The sequence below is a fragment of the Methylobacterium litchii genome (assembly GCF_038442315.1).
Classification (GTDB): Bacteria; Pseudomonadota; Alphaproteobacteria; order Rhizobiales; family Beijerinckiaceae; genus Methylobacterium; species Methylobacterium litchii.
Genome location: NZ_JBBXMY010000021.1, coordinates 15,326 through 31,405 on the forward strand (window position 1 = coordinate 15,326; position 16,080 = coordinate 31,405).

20 protein-coding genes are annotated in these 16,080 nt (G+C 67.6%); 17 read left to right on the forward strand and 3 right to left on the reverse strand.

Going from position 1 to position 16,080, the window contains the following annotated elements; translation table 11 throughout:
• The first annotated feature begins 282 nt into the window (after positions 1-282).
• The 8 genes from AAHF99_RS23920 to AAHF99_RS23955 are packed head-to-tail and all read left to right on the forward strand — an operon-like array spanning position 283 to position 6,280.
• Complete coding sequence (locus tag AAHF99_RS23920) at positions 283-960, forward strand: c-type cytochrome (RefSeq protein ID WP_039904522.1); 678 nt, start codon at positions 283-285, stop codon at positions 958-960.
• The gene (locus AAHF99_RS23925; protein WP_007568999.1) at positions 957-1,910 is read left to right on the forward strand and encodes a c-type cytochrome; all 954 of its coding nucleotides are present in this window, start codon (positions 957-959) and stop codon (positions 1,908-1,910) included. The genes AAHF99_RS23920 and AAHF99_RS23925 overlap by 4 nt, the downstream gene beginning before the upstream one ends.
• Positions 1,910-2,065 carry a hypothetical protein gene (locus AAHF99_RS23930; protein ID WP_007568998.1) on the forward strand — a complete coding sequence of 52 codons (156 nt, stop codon included), beginning with the start codon at positions 1,910-1,912 and terminating at the stop codon, positions 2,063-2,065. Before AAHF99_RS23925 ends, AAHF99_RS23930 begins: the two co-directional genes overlap by 1 nt.
• Before the next feature lie 9 nt (positions 2,066-2,074).
• Positions 2,075-2,590: a cytochrome c oxidase subunit II gene (locus tag AAHF99_RS23935; RefSeq protein WP_007568996.1), complete on the forward strand. Its 516-nt coding sequence runs from the start codon at positions 2,075-2,077 to the stop codon at positions 2,588-2,590.
• On the forward strand, positions 2,587-4,338 hold the full coding sequence (locus AAHF99_RS23940) for a cbb3-type cytochrome c oxidase subunit I (protein ID WP_007568994.1): 1,752 nt from the start codon (positions 2,587-2,589) through the stop codon (positions 4,336-4,338). The genes AAHF99_RS23935 and AAHF99_RS23940 overlap by 4 nt, the downstream gene beginning before the upstream one ends.
• The gene (locus AAHF99_RS23945) at positions 4,335-4,952 is read left to right on the forward strand and encodes an SCO family protein (protein WP_007568992.1); all 618 of its coding nucleotides are present in this window, start codon (positions 4,335-4,337) and stop codon (positions 4,950-4,952) included. Before AAHF99_RS23940 ends, AAHF99_RS23945 begins: the two co-directional genes overlap by 4 nt.
• A complete protein-coding gene (locus tag AAHF99_RS23950) occupies positions 4,945-5,583 on the forward strand; it encodes a cytochrome c oxidase assembly protein (protein ID WP_007568989.1) in 639 nt (212 codons plus the stop codon). The genes AAHF99_RS23945 and AAHF99_RS23950 overlap by 8 nt, the downstream gene beginning before the upstream one ends.
• A 25-nt stretch (positions 5,584-5,608) precedes the next feature.
• The gene (locus AAHF99_RS23955) at positions 5,609-6,280 is read left to right on the forward strand and encodes a YoaK family protein (protein WP_052311458.1); all 672 of its coding nucleotides are present in this window, start codon (positions 5,609-5,611) and stop codon (positions 6,278-6,280) included.
• Positions 6,281-6,294: 14 nt separating this feature from the next.
• On the opposite strand, the gene AAHF99_RS23960 is transcribed toward AAHF99_RS23955, so the two are convergent.
• Both AAHF99_RS23960 and AAHF99_RS23965 read right to left on the reverse strand, forming a co-directional pair.
• On the reverse strand, positions 6,295-6,861 hold the full coding sequence (locus AAHF99_RS23960) for an inorganic diphosphatase (RefSeq protein ID WP_370881423.1): 567 nt from the start codon (positions 6,859-6,861) through the stop codon (positions 6,295-6,297).
• Positions 6,768-8,441 (reverse strand): bifunctional protein tyrosine phosphatase family protein/NAD(P)/FAD-dependent oxidoreductase, encoded by a 1,674-nt coding sequence (locus tag AAHF99_RS23965; protein ID WP_007568984.1) that lies wholly within the window; start codon positions 8,439-8,441, stop codon positions 6,768-6,770. Before AAHF99_RS23965 ends, AAHF99_RS23960 begins: the two co-directional genes overlap by 94 nt.
• A gap of 150 nt (positions 8,442-8,591) precedes the next feature.
• Between AAHF99_RS23965 and AAHF99_RS23970 the strand changes: the two genes are divergently transcribed.
• The 8 genes from AAHF99_RS23970 (at position 8,592) to AAHF99_RS24005 (ending at position 14,249) form a co-directional block, all read left to right on the forward strand.
• Complete coding sequence (locus AAHF99_RS23970; protein ID WP_043075144.1) at positions 8,592-9,257, forward strand: peroxiredoxin; 666 nt, start codon at positions 8,592-8,594, stop codon at positions 9,255-9,257.
• A complete protein-coding gene (locus AAHF99_RS23975) occupies positions 9,254-10,150 on the forward strand; it encodes an MBL fold metallo-hydrolase (RefSeq protein ID WP_085985826.1) in 897 nt (298 codons plus the stop codon). Before AAHF99_RS23970 ends, AAHF99_RS23975 begins: the two co-directional genes overlap by 4 nt.
• Positions 10,147-10,521: an ArsR/SmtB family transcription factor gene (locus AAHF99_RS23980; protein ID WP_007568978.1), complete on the forward strand. Its 375-nt coding sequence runs from the start codon at positions 10,147-10,149 to the stop codon at positions 10,519-10,521. Before AAHF99_RS23975 ends, AAHF99_RS23980 begins: the two co-directional genes overlap by 4 nt.
• Complete coding sequence (locus tag AAHF99_RS23985) at positions 10,518-10,937, forward strand: YeeE/YedE family protein (RefSeq protein ID WP_007568976.1); 420 nt, start codon at positions 10,518-10,520, stop codon at positions 10,935-10,937. Before AAHF99_RS23980 ends, AAHF99_RS23985 begins: the two co-directional genes overlap by 4 nt.
• Complete coding sequence (locus AAHF99_RS23990; RefSeq protein ID WP_007568975.1) at positions 10,934-11,383, forward strand: YeeE/YedE family protein; 450 nt, start codon at positions 10,934-10,936, stop codon at positions 11,381-11,383. The genes AAHF99_RS23985 and AAHF99_RS23990 overlap by 4 nt, the downstream gene beginning before the upstream one ends.
• Entirely contained in the window at positions 11,380-12,150 is a 771-nt protein-coding gene (locus AAHF99_RS23995; RefSeq protein ID WP_007568973.1) for a sulfite exporter TauE/SafE family protein, read from the forward strand. The genes AAHF99_RS23990 and AAHF99_RS23995 overlap by 4 nt, the downstream gene beginning before the upstream one ends.
• Positions 12,151-12,674: 524 nt before the next feature.
• Complete coding sequence (locus tag AAHF99_RS24000) at positions 12,675-13,892, forward strand: molybdopterin-dependent oxidoreductase (protein ID WP_007568971.1); 1,218 nt, start codon at positions 12,675-12,677, stop codon at positions 13,890-13,892.
• A gap of 15 nt (positions 13,893-13,907) precedes the next feature.
• Entirely contained in the window at positions 13,908-14,249 is a 342-nt protein-coding gene (locus AAHF99_RS24005; RefSeq protein ID WP_007568969.1) for a hypothetical protein, read from the forward strand.
• A gap of 3 nt (positions 14,250-14,252) precedes the next feature.
• Here the strand turns inward: AAHF99_RS24005 and AAHF99_RS24010 are convergent, their stop codons facing one another.
• Positions 14,253-15,149: a LysR family transcriptional regulator gene (locus AAHF99_RS24010; protein WP_007568968.1), complete on the reverse strand. Its 897-nt coding sequence runs from the start codon at positions 15,147-15,149 to the stop codon at positions 14,253-14,255.
• A 491-nt stretch (positions 15,150-15,640) separates the two neighbouring features.
• On the opposite strand from AAHF99_RS24010, the gene AAHF99_RS24015 reads away from it, so the two are divergent.
• A complete protein-coding gene (locus AAHF99_RS24015) occupies positions 15,641-15,934 on the forward strand; it encodes a hypothetical protein (protein ID WP_128755109.1) in 294 nt (97 codons plus the stop codon).
• Positions 15,935-16,080: the final 146 nt, after the last annotated feature.

Genomic DNA, 16,080 nt, shown 5'->3' on the forward strand with positions numbered 1-16,080 from the left:
CCACGGTCCTACGGGCCCTCAGGGGGAGTGCCCGCCGGGCCTGAAGCAGGTGGCCGGGACATGCCTTCAAGCGTGTCCGGGGGGCTACGAGGACCGCGGGGCGACTTGTATCTATCGCAACCAGTCGAACTGACGCGCGATAAGTCGTCGCCACCGCTGGCGGCGGGTTGCAGCGTTCGGATCAAACGAATGGACCGCAACACGGCGAAAGCTCACACACACGTGATGACAGGCTGCTCGAATACGTCTGCGTGGTGGGGCTTCGTGGGCATGGGCGGCTGGATGTCTCGCGCAGGCCTCGCCCTGACGCTCGCGCTCCTCGCCCCTGCGCCAGTCTTCGCGGGGGACGATCCGGCTACCGGCGCGACCGTCGCGATGCAGCCCGGTTCTTCCGGACGGCCGGCCTGCGCCGCCTGCCACGGCGCCGACGGCGCCGGACAGGCGGACGTGGGCATCCCACGGCTGGCCGGACTCCACGCCTCCTACATCGCCGACCAACTCGGCCACTTCGCCACGGGGGTACGCGCCAACGCGATCATGGCCCCCTACGCCGCCTCGCTCTCGGCCGATGAGCGCCGGGCCGTCGCTGAGTATTTTGCGGCCCTGCCCATCCCCGCACCGGTCGATCCGATCCCGGAGCCGGTCGCCAAGCTCGATCGCGGCATGGCCCTGTTCCAGCGCGGGGACGCGCGCACAGGCCTGATCGCTTGTACCCAGTGCCACGGCCCGAACGGCGTCGGCGTCGGCAGCTTCACGCCGCGGCTGGCCGGCCAGTCCGGCCCCTACATCGCCGAGCAACTCCATCGCTGGCGCGCTGGCGACATCCGCGATCCGCGCGGCGCATACATGCGGGCGATCGCCGCGCGCCTGTCCCCGGCCGACATCGAGGCGGTGGCCGCCTACGCAGCCGGCCTGAAAACGGGCGAGACGATCGAAAACACGGCGGGAGGGAAGCCATGAGGTTCATGCAAGCGGCCGCGACCGCCTGCGCCGTCTCGGCCCTGGCCGTGGCGGGGCTGGCCGCGGAGACGGCGTGGTTCCCGCGTGCGGCCGGGGCAACGGAGACGCCGGCGCCCTTCACGCCGCCGGCCGAGGACGCGATTCCCGCCGGCAAGTTCGGCGACGAAGTCCGGCTGGGCGAGCAGATCTTCCGCGAGCCGGGGGAACACGCGGCCGCCTATGTCGGCAACGACCTGCGCTGCTCGAACTGCCACCTCGACGCCGGGCGGCTGGCCGGCTCGGCGCCGATGTGGGCGGCCTACGTCTCCTATCCCGCCTACCGGTCCAAGAACGGTCATGTGAACTCGTTCCAGGAGCGCCTGCAGGGTTGCTTCCGTTACAGCATGAACGGGAAAGTGCCCCCGCTCGGCGACCCGGTGCTCGTCGCCCTGGAAAGCTACTCCTTCTTCCTCGCCAAAGGCCTGCCGACCGGCGAGAAGCCCGAAGGCCGCGGTTTCCCCGCGCTCCCTAAGCCCGCGCTGGCGCCGGACTACGCCCGCGGCGCGCAGGTCTATGCCGAGAACTGCGCCGCCTGCCACGGAGCCGACGGGCTCGGCCAGTCGGCCGACGGCAAGGTTGTGTTCCCGCCGCTCTGGGGTCCGCGCTCGTTCAACTGGGGCGCCGGCATGGGCTCGATCAAGAACGCCGCCGAGTTCATCCACGCCAACATGCCGCTGGGCATGGGCGGGACGTTGACGCCGCAGCAATCCTGGGACGTGGCGACCTACATCGACAGCCAGGTCCGCCCGCAGGATCCGCGCTTCACCGGCGACGTGGCCGAGACGCGTGCCAAGTTCCACGACAACCCGAACTCCATGTACGGCCGCACGGTCGACGGCGCCGTGCTCGGCGATCCGAAGGTGACGCCCCCGGCTGGCACCGTCCCGGCCTCCAAGGCGGAGCACAAGTGATGAGCGGAGAGGGTATTCCTCCGTCGCCCGCGGAGGAGTCCGCCCCGACCGAACCCGTGCGGCCGGTCGGCACCTGGGTTGTGGCGGCCTTCCTGGTCGCCTCGATCGTCGTCGTCTGGTGCCTGGCGGCGCTGGTCTTCCATACCCGGAGCTGAGAACCCGCGATGAGCGAGACCGGCGCGTCGTCCGCCTTCGAGGACGCTTTTCACAAAGCCGCGGAGCGCCACGAGCGCGCTTGGGTTTTCCTGGCCGTCACGATGCTGACCCTGCTGCTCGCCGGCACGATGTTCCTCGTCGTCTACGCCTACGGAATCGTCGTGCGTACCGACGGCTTCCGCCGCGATCCGGCCGCGCTCGATACCCCCGAGGGCAGCATCGTGAAGACCGGTCCGAACGCCTACACCGTCACCGTGGTCGCCCACCTCTGGCGCTGGAGCCCGAGCCCGCTGCGCATCCCCAAGGGCGCGACCGTCACCTTCCGCGTGACCAGCGCCGACGTGCTGCACGGGTTCGCCATCCAGGGTACCACCGTCAACGTCACGGCGGTGCCGGGCATCACCGGCAGCGTCACCTACACCTTCAACCGGCCCGGCACCTTCAACATCGTCTGCAACGAGTATTGCGGGCTGGAGCATCAGGGCATGCTCGGGCGCATCGTCGTCACGGGAGATCCGGCATGACCGCCACCGCGATCCCCGGCACGCTGCCGGCTTCCGTCGCCGCACCCGCTGACGTCTTGGCGCCGCAGCGGCGCACGATGCTGGCCTTCCTGGTCTGGGGCTTCTCGGCCCTGATGATCGGGGCGATGATCGGCCCGCTCCAGGCGCTCAACTACGGCGGCATCAACGCCTACCCGGCCCTCACGCCGATCCTGAAGTCCTACTACCAGGGCCTGACCATCCACGGCGTGCTCAACGCCTACATCTTCACGTTCTTCGTGACCTGCGGCCTGCTGGTCTATCTGCCGGCGCGCGAACTCGGGCTCGCGCCGAGCATGGCGCTGTGGCGCGGCTGCTTCGCGACGATGGCGCTCGGCACGCTGATGCTGCTGCTCGCCATGTTCGACAACTCGTCGAGCGTGCTGTGGACGTTCTATCCGCCGCTCAAGGGCAGCGCGTGGTTCTACCTCGGCATGACGCTGGTCGTCCTCGGCAGCCTGATGCCGCTGCCGATCCTCCTAGACCTACGTGCCCGCTGGAAGGCGCGCCGGCCCGGCGAGGTCACGCCGCTCGTCACCTACATGAGCCTGACGACCATGCTGATGTGGGCGCTGGCCGGGGGCGGCGCGCTGATCGAGCTCGTCGTCCAGCTCAACCCGTGGGCGCTGGGGCTGACCGATACGGTCGACCCGATCGTGGCCCGCACCCTGTTCTGGTGGACCGGACACCCGATCGTCTACTTTTGGCTGATGCCCGCCTACGTGAGCTGGTACGGGCTGCTCTCGAAGCAGATCGGCGGCAAGCTCGTGTCCGACCCGATGGCGCGGCTGACCTTCGCGCTGCTGCTCGTGTTCTCCCTGCCAGTCGGCAGCCACCATCAGTTCACCGATCCCGGCTTCTCGCCGGTCTGGCGCGGCATCCTCACCGCGCTCACCCTGTCGGTGGCGCTGCCGAGCTTGGTCACCGCCTTCACCATCGGGCTCAGCCTCGAATACGCCGGGCGACTGCGCGGCGGCCGGGGCTGGCTCGGCTGGTTCACCGCTCTGCCCTGGCGCGACCCCAGTGTCGCCGCGCAGGTGCTGGCGATGCTCACCTTCATCTTCGGCGGGGCCGGCGGCATCGTGAACGGCAGCTGGGAGCTCAACAACATCGTCCACAACACCACGTGGGTGCCGGGCCACTTCCACATCACGGTCGGGACCGCCTCGGCGCTGACCTTCATGGGCGTGGCATTCTGGATGCTGCCGCATCTCACCGGCCGCGCGCTCCTCAGCCGGCGGCTGGCGCTCGCGGCCGCGTGGCTGTGGTTTACCGGGATGTCGGTGTTCGCCCTCGGCATGCACTGGGCGGGCCTCTTCGGCGTGCCGCGCCGGGCCTGGGTGTCGATGCTGCCGCGCTCGGTCTACGACCGGGTCTACGGCGACGCCCATCTCGCCCTGATCCTCGTGGCGGTGGGCGGCTGCATCCTGTGGCTCGCGACGATCGCCTTCTACACGGTCTTCCTCGGCAGCCTCGGCACGCGCCGCCTCGACCGGCGCCCGGCGATCCCCTTCGCCCAGGCCTTCGGCGGCCGCGAGAGCTACGCCCTCGACGGCGGCGAGCCGGTCGGCATCGTCGCCCATCAGGAAGCCTCGAAGCTCGCCCGCGCCCTGGAGCATCTCGGGCTCATCACCGCCTTCACCGCGCTCGCCACCGCCGCGGCCTATGTGCCGATCTTCTGGCCATTCCTCCGGAACGTCACCGCCGCCCGCGGGTGGGTCGTCTGGTGAGAGGTGCCGGCATCACGCGACGGGCCGTCCTGAGCGCGCTGCCGCCTGTCGCGCTCATCACGCTGTCGCCCGTCGCGCTGCGGTGGGGACGCTCCGGCGGTGCGCTCATCGGTACGCCGGTCCCCGCCGGTCCGACGCCGCCGCTCGCCTTATCGAAGACCGATGGCCGGCCGTTCGACCTCGCCGCCGAGCACGGTCGCCTGGTCCTGGTCTATTTCGGCTACACGCGCTGCCCGGACGTGTGCCCGACGACGCTGGCCGACGTGGCGGCCGCGCTCGCCCACCTGAGCGCCGGAGAGGCCGCAAGGGTGCGTGTAGCCTTCGTGAGCCTCGACCCCGCGGCGGATCCAGCCCCGGCGTTGCAAGGCTACCTCGGAAGCTTCGGTCCCAGCCCGCCCTTCGTCGGCTTGACCGGCTCGCCCACGGCGGTCGCGCGGGCCGCCGCTGCATGGGGCGTCACGTGGCGGAAGGCGGAAGGTGGCTTCTTCGACCATAGCTCATTCGTGACGGTGGTCGATCCGGGCGGAATTCGCCGCCTCCGCTACGGATACGCGCAAACCCAGGATCCGATCGCGCTCGCTCACGATCTCAGCGTCCTTCTACACGATGCCTGAGCGAGCGCTTCCTTCCCTCCGCCGCGCGGCCGGTGCCACGGGCATCGTCGTGACGGTGGTGGCCAGCCTCGGTCTACGCGACCCGCTGGCCTCGATGGCGAGCTACACCGCCGCTCTGATGGCGCTCAACCAGATCGCTCCCCCACTCCTTCTCCTCGCCCTCGACCGCCCGGGACCGCGCGCGGCGAGATTCCTCGCCGCGACGCTGGATCCGATCCTGGCGTTTACGGCCTTCTGCACCCTGAGCGTCGCGGTCAGCCTGCCCGGCATCTTCGAACCGACGCTGGCCAACGCGCTGTACGCGGCCCCGCTCGGGCTGCTCGAACTCGGGACCGGCCTCATGATGTGGGCGCAGGCGATGCCGGCGACGCGTCAGGTCCACTCGGCCTGGCGGGTGGCTCTGCTCCTCTGGATCGCGAGCGTCCCGATGACCGCGGTCGCCGTCGTGTGGATGCTCAGCCCCGACGTCCTCTACACGCCCTATCTCGACGTCATCTGTCGATGGAACGTGCCGCCGCTCGTCGACCAGAAATGGGCGGGGTTCGTGATGTTCGCAGCCGGCATGCCGATGCAACTCGCGGCCGTCTGGCTTTTGCTGGGCCTGTCAGGGGCGCAACGCGATGCCGCCTGAGCCCGCATCCGAGTCACTCCCCACCTTGCGTGGCATCGACTGGCTCGCCGCCCTGCTGGCCGGCATCGCCGGCGCGACGGATGCCACCGGCATCCTCGCCTTCGGCCGCTACACGGCGCACATGTCGGGCACGACCTCGCAGACCGTCGCGCACGCCCTCTCGAACATGGGCCCGGTGGCACTCGGCATCCTCGCGATCCTGTGCTTCGTCGCCGGCGCCGCGCTGTGCGGCTTCGTGGCCGAGGCGTTCGCCGCGCGGGCGGCCCGGCGGACTCTGGCGGGCCTGCTCGCGGTCGAAGGGCTGCTGCTCGCCCTGGCCGCGACGCTGCTGACCGCCGCACCGGAACCGATCCTCGCTCTGGCGCCGATGGCCTTCGCGATGGGCCTCCAGAACGCGACGAGCTCACGCCTGCTCGGACCGACGATCCGCACCACCCACGTCACCGGGACGCTGACCGACCTCGGCGACGCGCTCGGCGCCTTGGCACGGCGCGGCCTCGGGCGGCGCGCGGCGCTCACGGACGTGGCGGTGCGCAAGGGCCTGCTGTTCTGCGCCTTCGCGGGCGGCGGGGCGTTGGGCGGAGGCGGATACGTCTGGGTCGGCTTGTACAGCCTCTTCGCCTCTGCGGCCCTTCTCGGCCTCGCTGCTGTCGCCCTCGCGCGGTCCGGCCGCGCAGGGATGGCGACGCGGCCCTGACCGATCCTGCTTCGTCAGGCCGATCCCGCCGAAGCGGGATTACTGGCGCTCTCGATCGCCTCGCGGATCATCCGGCGGGCGGCCGCCGGGCCGTCCCAGCCCAGGATCCGCGCCCACTTGCCGGGCTCCAGGTCCTTGTAGTGCTCGAAGAAGTGCTGGATCTGCTGGCGCGTGATCTCCGGCAGGTCGGTGTGGTCGCGCACGGCATCGTAGCGGCGGGTCAGGCGCGCGGCCGGCACGGCGACGATCTTCTCGTCCGTCCCGTGCTCGTCCTGCATCAGCAGGACGCCGACCGGCCGCGCGCGCAGCACTGCGCCCGGCACGATGGCGCGCGTATTGGCCACGAGCACCTCGCAGGGGTCGCCGTCTGGTACCTCACCAGCTGCCAGGGTGGGAGCTGCCATCATGGCGAACAGCGACAGGGCCACGGTGAACGTCCGGTGTCTCATGGGCATCTTCCTTCCGATGTTCGTGGTGCGGTGGCGGATCAGGCGGCGGCTTTCGGCTTGGCCATCCATTCCCGGCCCTTGAGCATCCCGCTCCAGTAGATGGGCGGAAGCATGCGTTCCTTGAGGAACCAAGCCATAGCACTCGGTTTCGTGCCGTCGATGAACCAAGACGGAAAGCTTGGGAGGAGCTTGCCGCCGTAGCCGAACTCGGCGAGCAGGATCTTGCCCCGCTCGACCGTCAACGGACATGAGCCGTAGCCGTCATAGACGGCCTCGGGCTCCTTCACGAAGCCCATCTCATGCAGGAGGTTGTGCGCCACGATGGGTGCCTGCTTGCGCGCGGCCGCGGCGGTCTTGGCGTTGGGGGCGCTGCAAGCGTCCCCCAGGGCGTAGACATCAGGGAAGCGCGCGTGACGGAGGGTGGCGTGATCGACCTCGATCCACCCGGCGGCGTCGGCCAAGGGCGAAGCCCGCACGAAGTCCGGGGCCTGCTGCGGCGGCACGACATGCAGCATATCGAAGTCCGTCTCGACCTCGGAGGTCGCGCCGTCCACGCCGGTCCGGGTGAACCAGGCCCGACGGCCGGGCCCATCAATTCGCGTGAGGTTGTGCCTCAGGTGCAGGCCGGCCCGGTAGCGTTCGATGTATTCCATCAGGGGCGGCACGTACTCCTTGACCCCGAACAGAGTGGGCGTGGCTGTGAAGAAATCGATCGTTACGTCGCCCAGCAGGCTGGCCCGCTGCCAATGGTCGGCCGAGAGGTACATCGCCTTCTGGGGGGCACCGGCGCACTTGATCGGCATCGGCGGCTGCGTGAACACGGCACGCCCCTTCCGCAGGCCCTGCACGAGTTCCCAAGTGTAGGGCGCGAGGTCGTAGCGGTAGTTCGACGTGACGCCATTCCGCCCAAGCGTACCCGCGAGCCCGTTGATCCCATCCCAATTCAACTTCAGGCCCGGGGCCGCGACGAGCCGGTCGTAGCGGACGACGCGGCCGTCCTCCAGGACGACCGCCTTACGGTCAGGCTCGAAGGCCGCCACGCCGGCCTTGATCCAATGCACTCCCTCGGGAATCAGCGACCCCATCGTGCGGGCGGTCTCGTCGGCCGTGAACACGCCGCATCCGACCAGGGTCCAACCAGGCTGGTAGTAGTGCACGTCCGCCGGGTCGATGATCGCGACCGTGAGGTCGGGCTTGCGCACCTTCAGGCTCGCGGCGACAGCGATGCCGGCCGCCCCGGCCCCTACGATGACCACGGTATAGCTCGTCCCGCCATCGTCGCTCGGCGAGCGCCTCCCGGCCGCGATGCGCCGGGCGGAGCCGGCCATGTCATACCCAGCGGCCTTCGTCGCCGCGAGGATGTCCGGAAGCGGACGACCACGCCGGCCTTCGGCGAGCGACCACAACGTCGCCGAACGGGTGCCGGTCCGGCAGTAGGCCAACACGGGCTTCGGCGAGGTGCGCATCGCCTCGGTGAAGGCGGCGACATCGTTCTCGGTGATGCCGCCTGACACGGCAGGCAGGTAGGTCATTTCCAGCCCAGCCTTGCGAGCCTGAGTGGCGACCTCCTCATAGGCCGGCTGGTCGGCGGCCTCGCCGTCAGGACGGTTGCAGATGATCGAGCGGAAGCCGGCCTCGACGATGGCACCGACCTCGCTCGGCGCAAGCTGCCCCGAGACGGAGAGGTCCTGCGTGATCCGTTTCGCGTCCATGGATACCTCCGGGCGGGCAGTGATCGATCCGATCAATATATATTAATATATATCGACTTCTAAGTCACAAGACGAACATATATTGACAGGGCGCGCAAGGGCCTGCACTGTCATGTCATCGATGGATCTGTGCCGTGGATACGTCATTTCATGAATTTAGAAAGCGACATCGTCCGACCTGACGTGGTCAATGCCGCGGGCCCGCCCGTCCTGTGTGACGTGGCGCCTCCCTTCCGCGCGAGGACGACGATGGGCGAGCGCTCGCTCGACATGTACCGAGGGCGCTGGCTGGTGTTCTTTTCGCATCCGGCCGACTTCACGCCGGTCTGCACCAGCGAGTTCGTGGCCTTCGCGAAGGCATCGGACCGCTTCCGGGAGCTCGGGTGCGACCTGCTCGCCCTGTCGGTCGACAGCCTGTCCTCCCACCTCGCTTGGAAGCACAGCATCGAGCATCGCTTCGGCGTGCGCGTGCCGTTCCCCATCGTGGAGGACCCGGCGATGGGCATCGCCAGGGCCTACGGCATGCTCCCGGCGAACGCGACGTCGAGCGCCACGGTGCGGACGACCTTCGTGATCGATACGCAGGGCGTCGTCCGGGCGACGGTGTCCTACCCGATGACCGTGGGCCGCAGCGTCGACGAGGTCCTGCGCCTGGTGGCGGCCCTCCAGGCGACCGACGCGGCCGACGTCTCGACCCCCGAGGGCTGGATGCCGGGCGACCCCGTCATCGTCGCACCGCCCCTCACCTTCGACGAGATCACGGCCCAGCCCGAGACCGGGGCGTCGGACTGGTACTACCGACTGGGGAGCGCATGACCATGGCCGGCCCCGATCCCAGACCCGTCGTGCAGGGCTTCCACGAGGCCACCAGCGGCAGCGTCCAGTACGTCGTGTCGTGCCCGGTGACGCGCCGCTGCGCCATCATCGATCCTGTGCTGGACTTCGACGAGAAGGCGGGGACCACCTCGACGCGATCGGCCGATGCGATCCTCGCCTATGTCCATGGCGAGGGATTGCGGGTCGAGTGGATCGTCGACACCCACCCCCATGCCGACCACCTCTCGGCGGCACGGTACCTGAAGGAGGCCACCGACGCCCCGACGGCGACGGGCGAGCACGTCGTCGACGTCCAGGCGCTGTGGAAGGGCATCTACAATCTGCCCGCCGATTTCCCCACGGACGGCTCGCAGTGGGACAGGATTTTCGCCGACGGAGAGACCTTCCAGATCGGCGAACTCGACGCCCGCGTGATGCATTCGCCGGGACATACGCTCGCCTCCATCACGGTCGTGGTCGGAGACGCCGCCTTCGTCCACGACACGCTGTTCATGCCGGACTCCGGGACGGCGCGCTGCGACTTCCCCGGCGGCGACGCCGCGAGGCTCTGGCGCTCGATCCAACGCATCCTCGCGCTTCCGGACGGGACCCGTGTCTTCACCGGCCACGACTACGGCCAAGGTGGCCGGGAGCCACGTTGGGAGAGTACGGTCGCGGAGCAGCGGGCGACCAACACGCACATGGTCGCCGCGGGCACGGAGGACGAGTTCGTGGCCGTCCGGAAGGCCCGCGACGCGACCCTCCCGATGCCGAAGCTGATCCTGCACGCCCTGCAGGTGAACATTCGCGGCGGTCGGCTCCCCGAGCCGGAGGCGAACGGCAAGCGCTACCTCAAGATCCCCCTCGACGCCTTCGGGAGGACCGCCCCTTGACGGAGGAGCTCACGCTTCGGATCGGCGACGCGCTCAAGGTCCTGGCGAACCCCAACCGGCTGCGCATCGCCTTCCTCCTGCTGGAGGGCGAACGCTCGGTCACCGACATCGAGCGCGAACTCGGCATTCGGCAGCCGACCCTGTCGCAACAACTCGGCGAGTTCCGAGAGGCCGGGTTCGTCTCGACCAGGCGGGAGCACAAGTCCGTCTTCTATCGCGTCACGGAACCGAGGGTCGTGGCGGTGCTGAACGAGCTTCGCCGGATCTACTCGGCCGCGCCGGACAGCCTGCCCGCGATGCGGGCGGCACCTGCCGGACGCCCCCGCCCTCAGCAGGCCGCGATGTTCGGGCTGGTCGGAAGTCGGGCGTGAGCGCCTTCCTGTCGCCGCTCGTGGGTGGCCTCCTCATCGGCGCGTCCGCCGTCGTCCTGCTCCTGGGCAATGGGAGGATCGCAGGCATCAGCGGCATCGCTGGCGGTCTGCTTGGACCATCCAGACGCGACACCCTTTGGCGCGGTGCCTTCCTCGTCGGCCTGCTTCTCGGCCCGATCCTTTATCGGATGCAGGCCGGGCATTGGCCCGAAGTCCGGATGGAGGCGTCCTGGCCGATGTTGATCGCGGCCGGCCTCCTCGTCGGCTACGGCACCCGCCTCGGGTCGGGCTGCACAAGCGGGCACGGGGTGTGCGGAATAGCCCGGCTATCGCCGCGCTCGATTACGGCGGTGGCCGTCTTCATGGTCGTGGCCGCAGTGACGGTGTTCATTGTCCGTCATGGGATCGGCACATGACCGGCGCCCTTCGTCTGGCGGTCGCCCTCTTAGCCGGCCTCCTCTTCGGCCTCGGTCTCGCCATCTCAGGCATGATGGACCCGGCCAAGGTTCTCGGGTTCCTCGACGTGGCGGGGCCATGGGACCCGAGCCTCGCCTTCGTCCTCGGCGGTGCGGTCGGCGTCTCCGCCCTCGGCTACGTGATGGCGGCCTGGATGGGGAAACCGGCGACGGCCCCGCGGTTCGACATCCCGACGACACGCACCGTCGACGCCCGGCTGGTCGGCGGCGCAACGCTGTTCGGGATCGGATGGGGCCTAGTGGGCCTGTGTCCCGGTCCGGCACTGGCGGCGCTTACCCTCGGCCTGCCTTCGATCGGCGTGTTCGTCGTCGCGATGCTCGCGGGCATGGTTCTGTTTCGTCTCACGCCGGGCATGACGCCACGAACCGGCGAGGTCCGACGGTGAGCGCGCTTCCCGCCCTGCTGTCTGGGGGTGGCGTCGGCTTTACGCTCGGGCTGATCGGCGGCGGCGGGTCGATCCTGGCGACGCCCCTTCTGCTCTACGTCGTCGGGATGTCCCAACCTCACCTGGCCATCGGGACCGGGGCGCTGGCGGTGTCGGCGAACGCCTTCATGACCCTCGGTGGCCATGCCAAGGCCGGCAACGTCCGATGGGGCTGCGCGGCGGGTTTTGCGCTTGTCGGGGTGCTCGGGGCCCTCGTCGGATCGACCCTTGGCAAGGCGTTCGACGGAGAGAGGTTGCTGTTCCTGTTCGCCGTGCTGATGGTCGTGGTCGGCGGCCTGATGCTGCGTCCGGCAAGTGACGGTGGCCCTGCCGACGAGCATGCGCCGGTGTCGGTGCCGAAGGTCGTGGCCTCGGCCCTGGCCGTCGGGATGCTGTCGGGGTTTTTCGGCATCGGCGGCGGCTTCCTGATCGTGCCGGGGCTCCTGTTCGCCACCGGCATGCCGATGATCAACGCGGTCGGCTCGTCGCTCCTCGCCGTGGGGGCCTTCGGATTGGCCACGGCGGCGTCCTACGCGCTGTCGGGCCTGGTGGACTGGGTCGTGGCCGCGGAGTTCATCGCGGGGGGCCTCATCGGAGGCTTCATCGGCATGCGGCTGGCCTGCCGGCTGGCCAACCAAAAGAGGCTCCTGAATCGGATCTTTGCCGGGGTCATCTTCGCGGTAGCGGGGTACATGCTCTACCGGAACGCCAGCGCGTGGGGACTCTAGCCCAGCTAAGCATGAGCGGCTTTGCCTTGCCTAGCTGACGCCCACCCGAACGCGGTGCCGAGCGGCACGCAGCCTCCGTGGTTTCAACCATAGACCTCCGCGAAGATCTGGCCGGTATCTCGAAGGTAAGACTTCCGATCTCCTAGCTTTTACTGACTCTACGTTTATATGATGCGGATTTTTAAGTCAGATATCGATAGATGTTCGCCATAACTGCGAATAATAGCAGATTAACTATGCTGGCAATCCTAGTTACAGAGTTGGCAGCGAGTGCCAAAGCACCTCTTAAGAGGTTACCGATACTGGCTGCGTCGTGGCATGTAGCGACCAGCGGAGCGTTGAAGGGAAGCACACTGTGCCCAGTACCAGCCCGTAGATGCTCCTCGATCGACGAGAATAATGATCTATAAAATCGATTAAAAATATAAGAATATTCTATTGGAAGACACGCTGTAGAGAAGATATCCCTTGCACATCGTGGTGCGGGTGCTCAGTGCGCCGCGCCCGCAAGGCGGAGAACACCCTTGAACCACCACGCCCTGTCACGTCGTGTAGTCCTCGCCGGTCTCGGCTTCGGCAGCCTCGGTGCCGCCGCGCCTGCCTGGGCCACTGGCTCAGTCAGGCTACCGCTGCCCGGCGGCCCCGACGCGCGCGACCTCACCACGGGGTTTCCCGGTAAGGGGTCGATGATCCTGCAGCGCACCCGCCCACCCTTGTTGGAGACGCCGTTCGAGGTGTTCGACCAGGGTGTATTCACCCCCAACGACCGCTTCTACGTGCGTTGGCACTGGGCCTCGATCCCCACCGAAGTCGATGCCCCGAGCTTCCGCCTCAAGATCCACGGCCATGTCGAGAAGGAACTCTCCCTCTCGCTCGACGAGATCGCCCGCCTGCCGCAGTTCGAGATCGCCGCGGTCAACCAATGCTCGGGCAACTCGCGCGGTCTGTTCGAGCCGCGTGTCTCCGGCGCGCAATGGGCTAACGGCGCCATGGGTAACGCGCTCTGGACCGGCGTGCGGCTCAAGGACGTGCTCGACCGGGCCGGCGTGAAGGCTGGCGCCGTGCAGGTGCGTTTCAATGGCCTCGACGAGCCTGTGGTCGCCGACGCGCCCGACTTTAAGAAGTCTCTGGATCTCGATCACGCCCGCGATGGCGAGGTGATGATTGCCTACGCGATGAACGGCGAGCAGCTGCCACTGCTCAACGGCTTCCCGCTCCGGCTCGTCGTGCCAGGCTGGTACTCGACCTACTGGGTCAAGATGCTGTCCGACATCGAGGTGCTCGATCATGCTGACGAGCAGTTCTGGACGAAGACCGCCTACCGTATCCCCGCCACTCCTGGCGCGAATGTCCGGCCCGGAGAGACCGGCTACGCCACCGTGCCGATCAACCGGATGGTGCCGCGTTCCCTGCTGACCAACGTCAAGGCTGACGCCTTGGTGAAGGCCGAGGCTCCGCTCAATCTGCGGGGCATCGCTTTTGGGGGCGATTGTGGGGTGAGGACCGTCGAGGTCTCCTCTGATGGCGGGCAGAGCTGGCTTGCCGCTGCTCTCGGCAAAGACGAGGGCAGCTACAGCTTCCGTCGCTTCGAGGCGAGCCTTCCTGCCCTAATCGCTGGCCGGCACGAACTGAAGGTCCGCTGCACCAATACGAAGGGCGTGGCCCAGCCACTGGAGCCGACCTGGAATCCGAATGGCTTCATGCGCAGCGTGGCCGAAACCACGCCCGTCGTGGCATCCTGAGGCGAGGAGCAGAGCATGTCCCCGATGATCCTGCCCCGCCTCGCGCTCGCCGCGCTGTTCGCCGTCTCGCTCGTCGGAGGAGCCGCCCTGGCTGGCGAGGCGATGCGGTTCAAGTCTGTCTCGGTCCAGCTGCCGCAGAGCGACCGGACCTTCCCGGGCGGCCACGAGGCAGAGGCAATCAACAACAACTGTCTGGCCTGCCACTCGGCCGCGATGGTGCTGACTCAACCCAAGCGCTCCAGGACTGAATGGAGTGAGACGGTTAACAAGATGATCCACACCTACAAAGCACCGATCGACGATACGGACGTGCCCGCTATCGTCGATTACCTCGCCAGCATGAAACCACAGCCTTAGCAGTCAGGCCGTTCTCGCAGGAGCGGCCTTGATCAGGTCGAGGAGCGCGTCGGCGGCCCGGCTGCGGTAGCGCTCCTTGTGACGCAGCATCCGGTACGCCCGCTTCGGCAGGTCGAACGGTACATGACAGAGCGTCTCGGCCTTGAGGCTTGCCGCAGCCACACAGGCCGAGAGCACGGTCGCGCCACCGCCCGCCTCGACCGCGGACCGCACCGCCTCGTTCGAGGGCAGTTCAAGCATCACCGTCAGACGTGTCGGGTTGAAACCGCGCTGGGCCAGTGTCTCCTCGAAGGCCGAGCGCGTGCCAGAGCCCGGCTCGCGCAACACCCAGCTGCCCTCCGCAAGCTCGTCCAGCGACAGCTCACTGCGCCTTGCCCAGGGGTGGTCAGGGGCGACGAGGAGCATGAGCTGATCCTCGGCCACCGTCGTGCTGGTCAGCGCCGGATCGTCGAGCGCGCCTTCGACGAAGCCCAGTTCGGCCCCACCCTCGCGCACAGCGGCCGCGGCCTGAGTGGTGTTGCCGACCGTCAGATTGAGGGTAATCTCCGGATAGGCACGGCGAAAGGCGACCAGGTAGCGGGGCAGCCAGTCACTCGCGATCGTCTGGCTGGCCTGGATGCTCAGCGTGCCCCGTCGAAGTCCGCTGAGTTCAGCCAGCACCAGCTCGGCACACTCTGAGCGGGCGAGCACGGCCCGCGCCTCCCCGAGGAAAAGGCGACCTGCTTCGGTGAGCTCGATGCCGCGCCCAACCCGGTGGAAGAGCTTGACGGCGTGCCGCCCCTCGATGGCGCTGACAGCCGAGCTGACGGCGGATTGAACCAGATTGAGCGCTTCAGCGGCACGCGTGACATGCTCGCGTTCGGCGACCGCCACGAAAATCCGGAGTTGGTCGAGGGTCATGTAGCCACCTCGGGTGGGATCCTGGCTCGCGTCCTCGACTTGAGCACTGAGACGTTCGGCTTAGCAGAACCGAAGGTCCACATCGCTGAACCGAGCGGCCTAGAGATAATCGAATTTTCAGATCAGAGTCAGCGTAAAAATGCGTTGGATCGAACCATTTCCGGGTGAGATCCTTGGTCCGAACCACGAGGCTCCTATGACAAACCGCAGTCCCAGTTTGATTGCTCAGGTCAACGGCTATCCGCCTGGACTGACGCTGTGGGTAGCGGTTGCTGCCGCGGCGACCTAGTTCCGGGGGTAGAAGAGCGGATGTTCGACCGGGCTTAACTCGAAGCTCTGGTTCGCACCAACCTGATCAACACCCACGTGCGCATCGTCTGGACGCCCGCGACCGGCGCTTCTTTCCTGGCATTGCGCTCGGGGCGCCCGCAGCATGCCGCTTTTCTTCCGGGGCGGTATGATTGCGAAGCTACACAGGACAGGCCCTGATCATGACTAGGATCCAGGCGAACGATCAAGCTGCCGAATGGACGGCACGATTGACGAAGGGCTGCGCGATCTCGGCGATACCCAAGCCGACATATGCGCAACTGGAGGAGTTGCGTCATGACCTCTACACGGTCACGGACCGTCTTCTGGTGCTGGATGTACCCGCGGAAAGCTGGCCGGATTCACTCAATCTGACGATCGAGGATTGGGAAGCGCGGCAAAGCCTAACCTGTCACCGGGTGGTCGCTGTTCAGGTCAACTCCGGATATTTTAAGATGTCGCCAAAATGTTCTTAGATAGATAATAGTAAGTTCGATTTATAGTTGCATCTGACGCGCGCACTCACGGCCCGGAACGACAAATACTTAGGTCAATCTGCCTTCAATCCATCACCTTCTGAACGGGCAATGTCGCTTGCAAGACGTAGCCGCTGGCGGGGCTC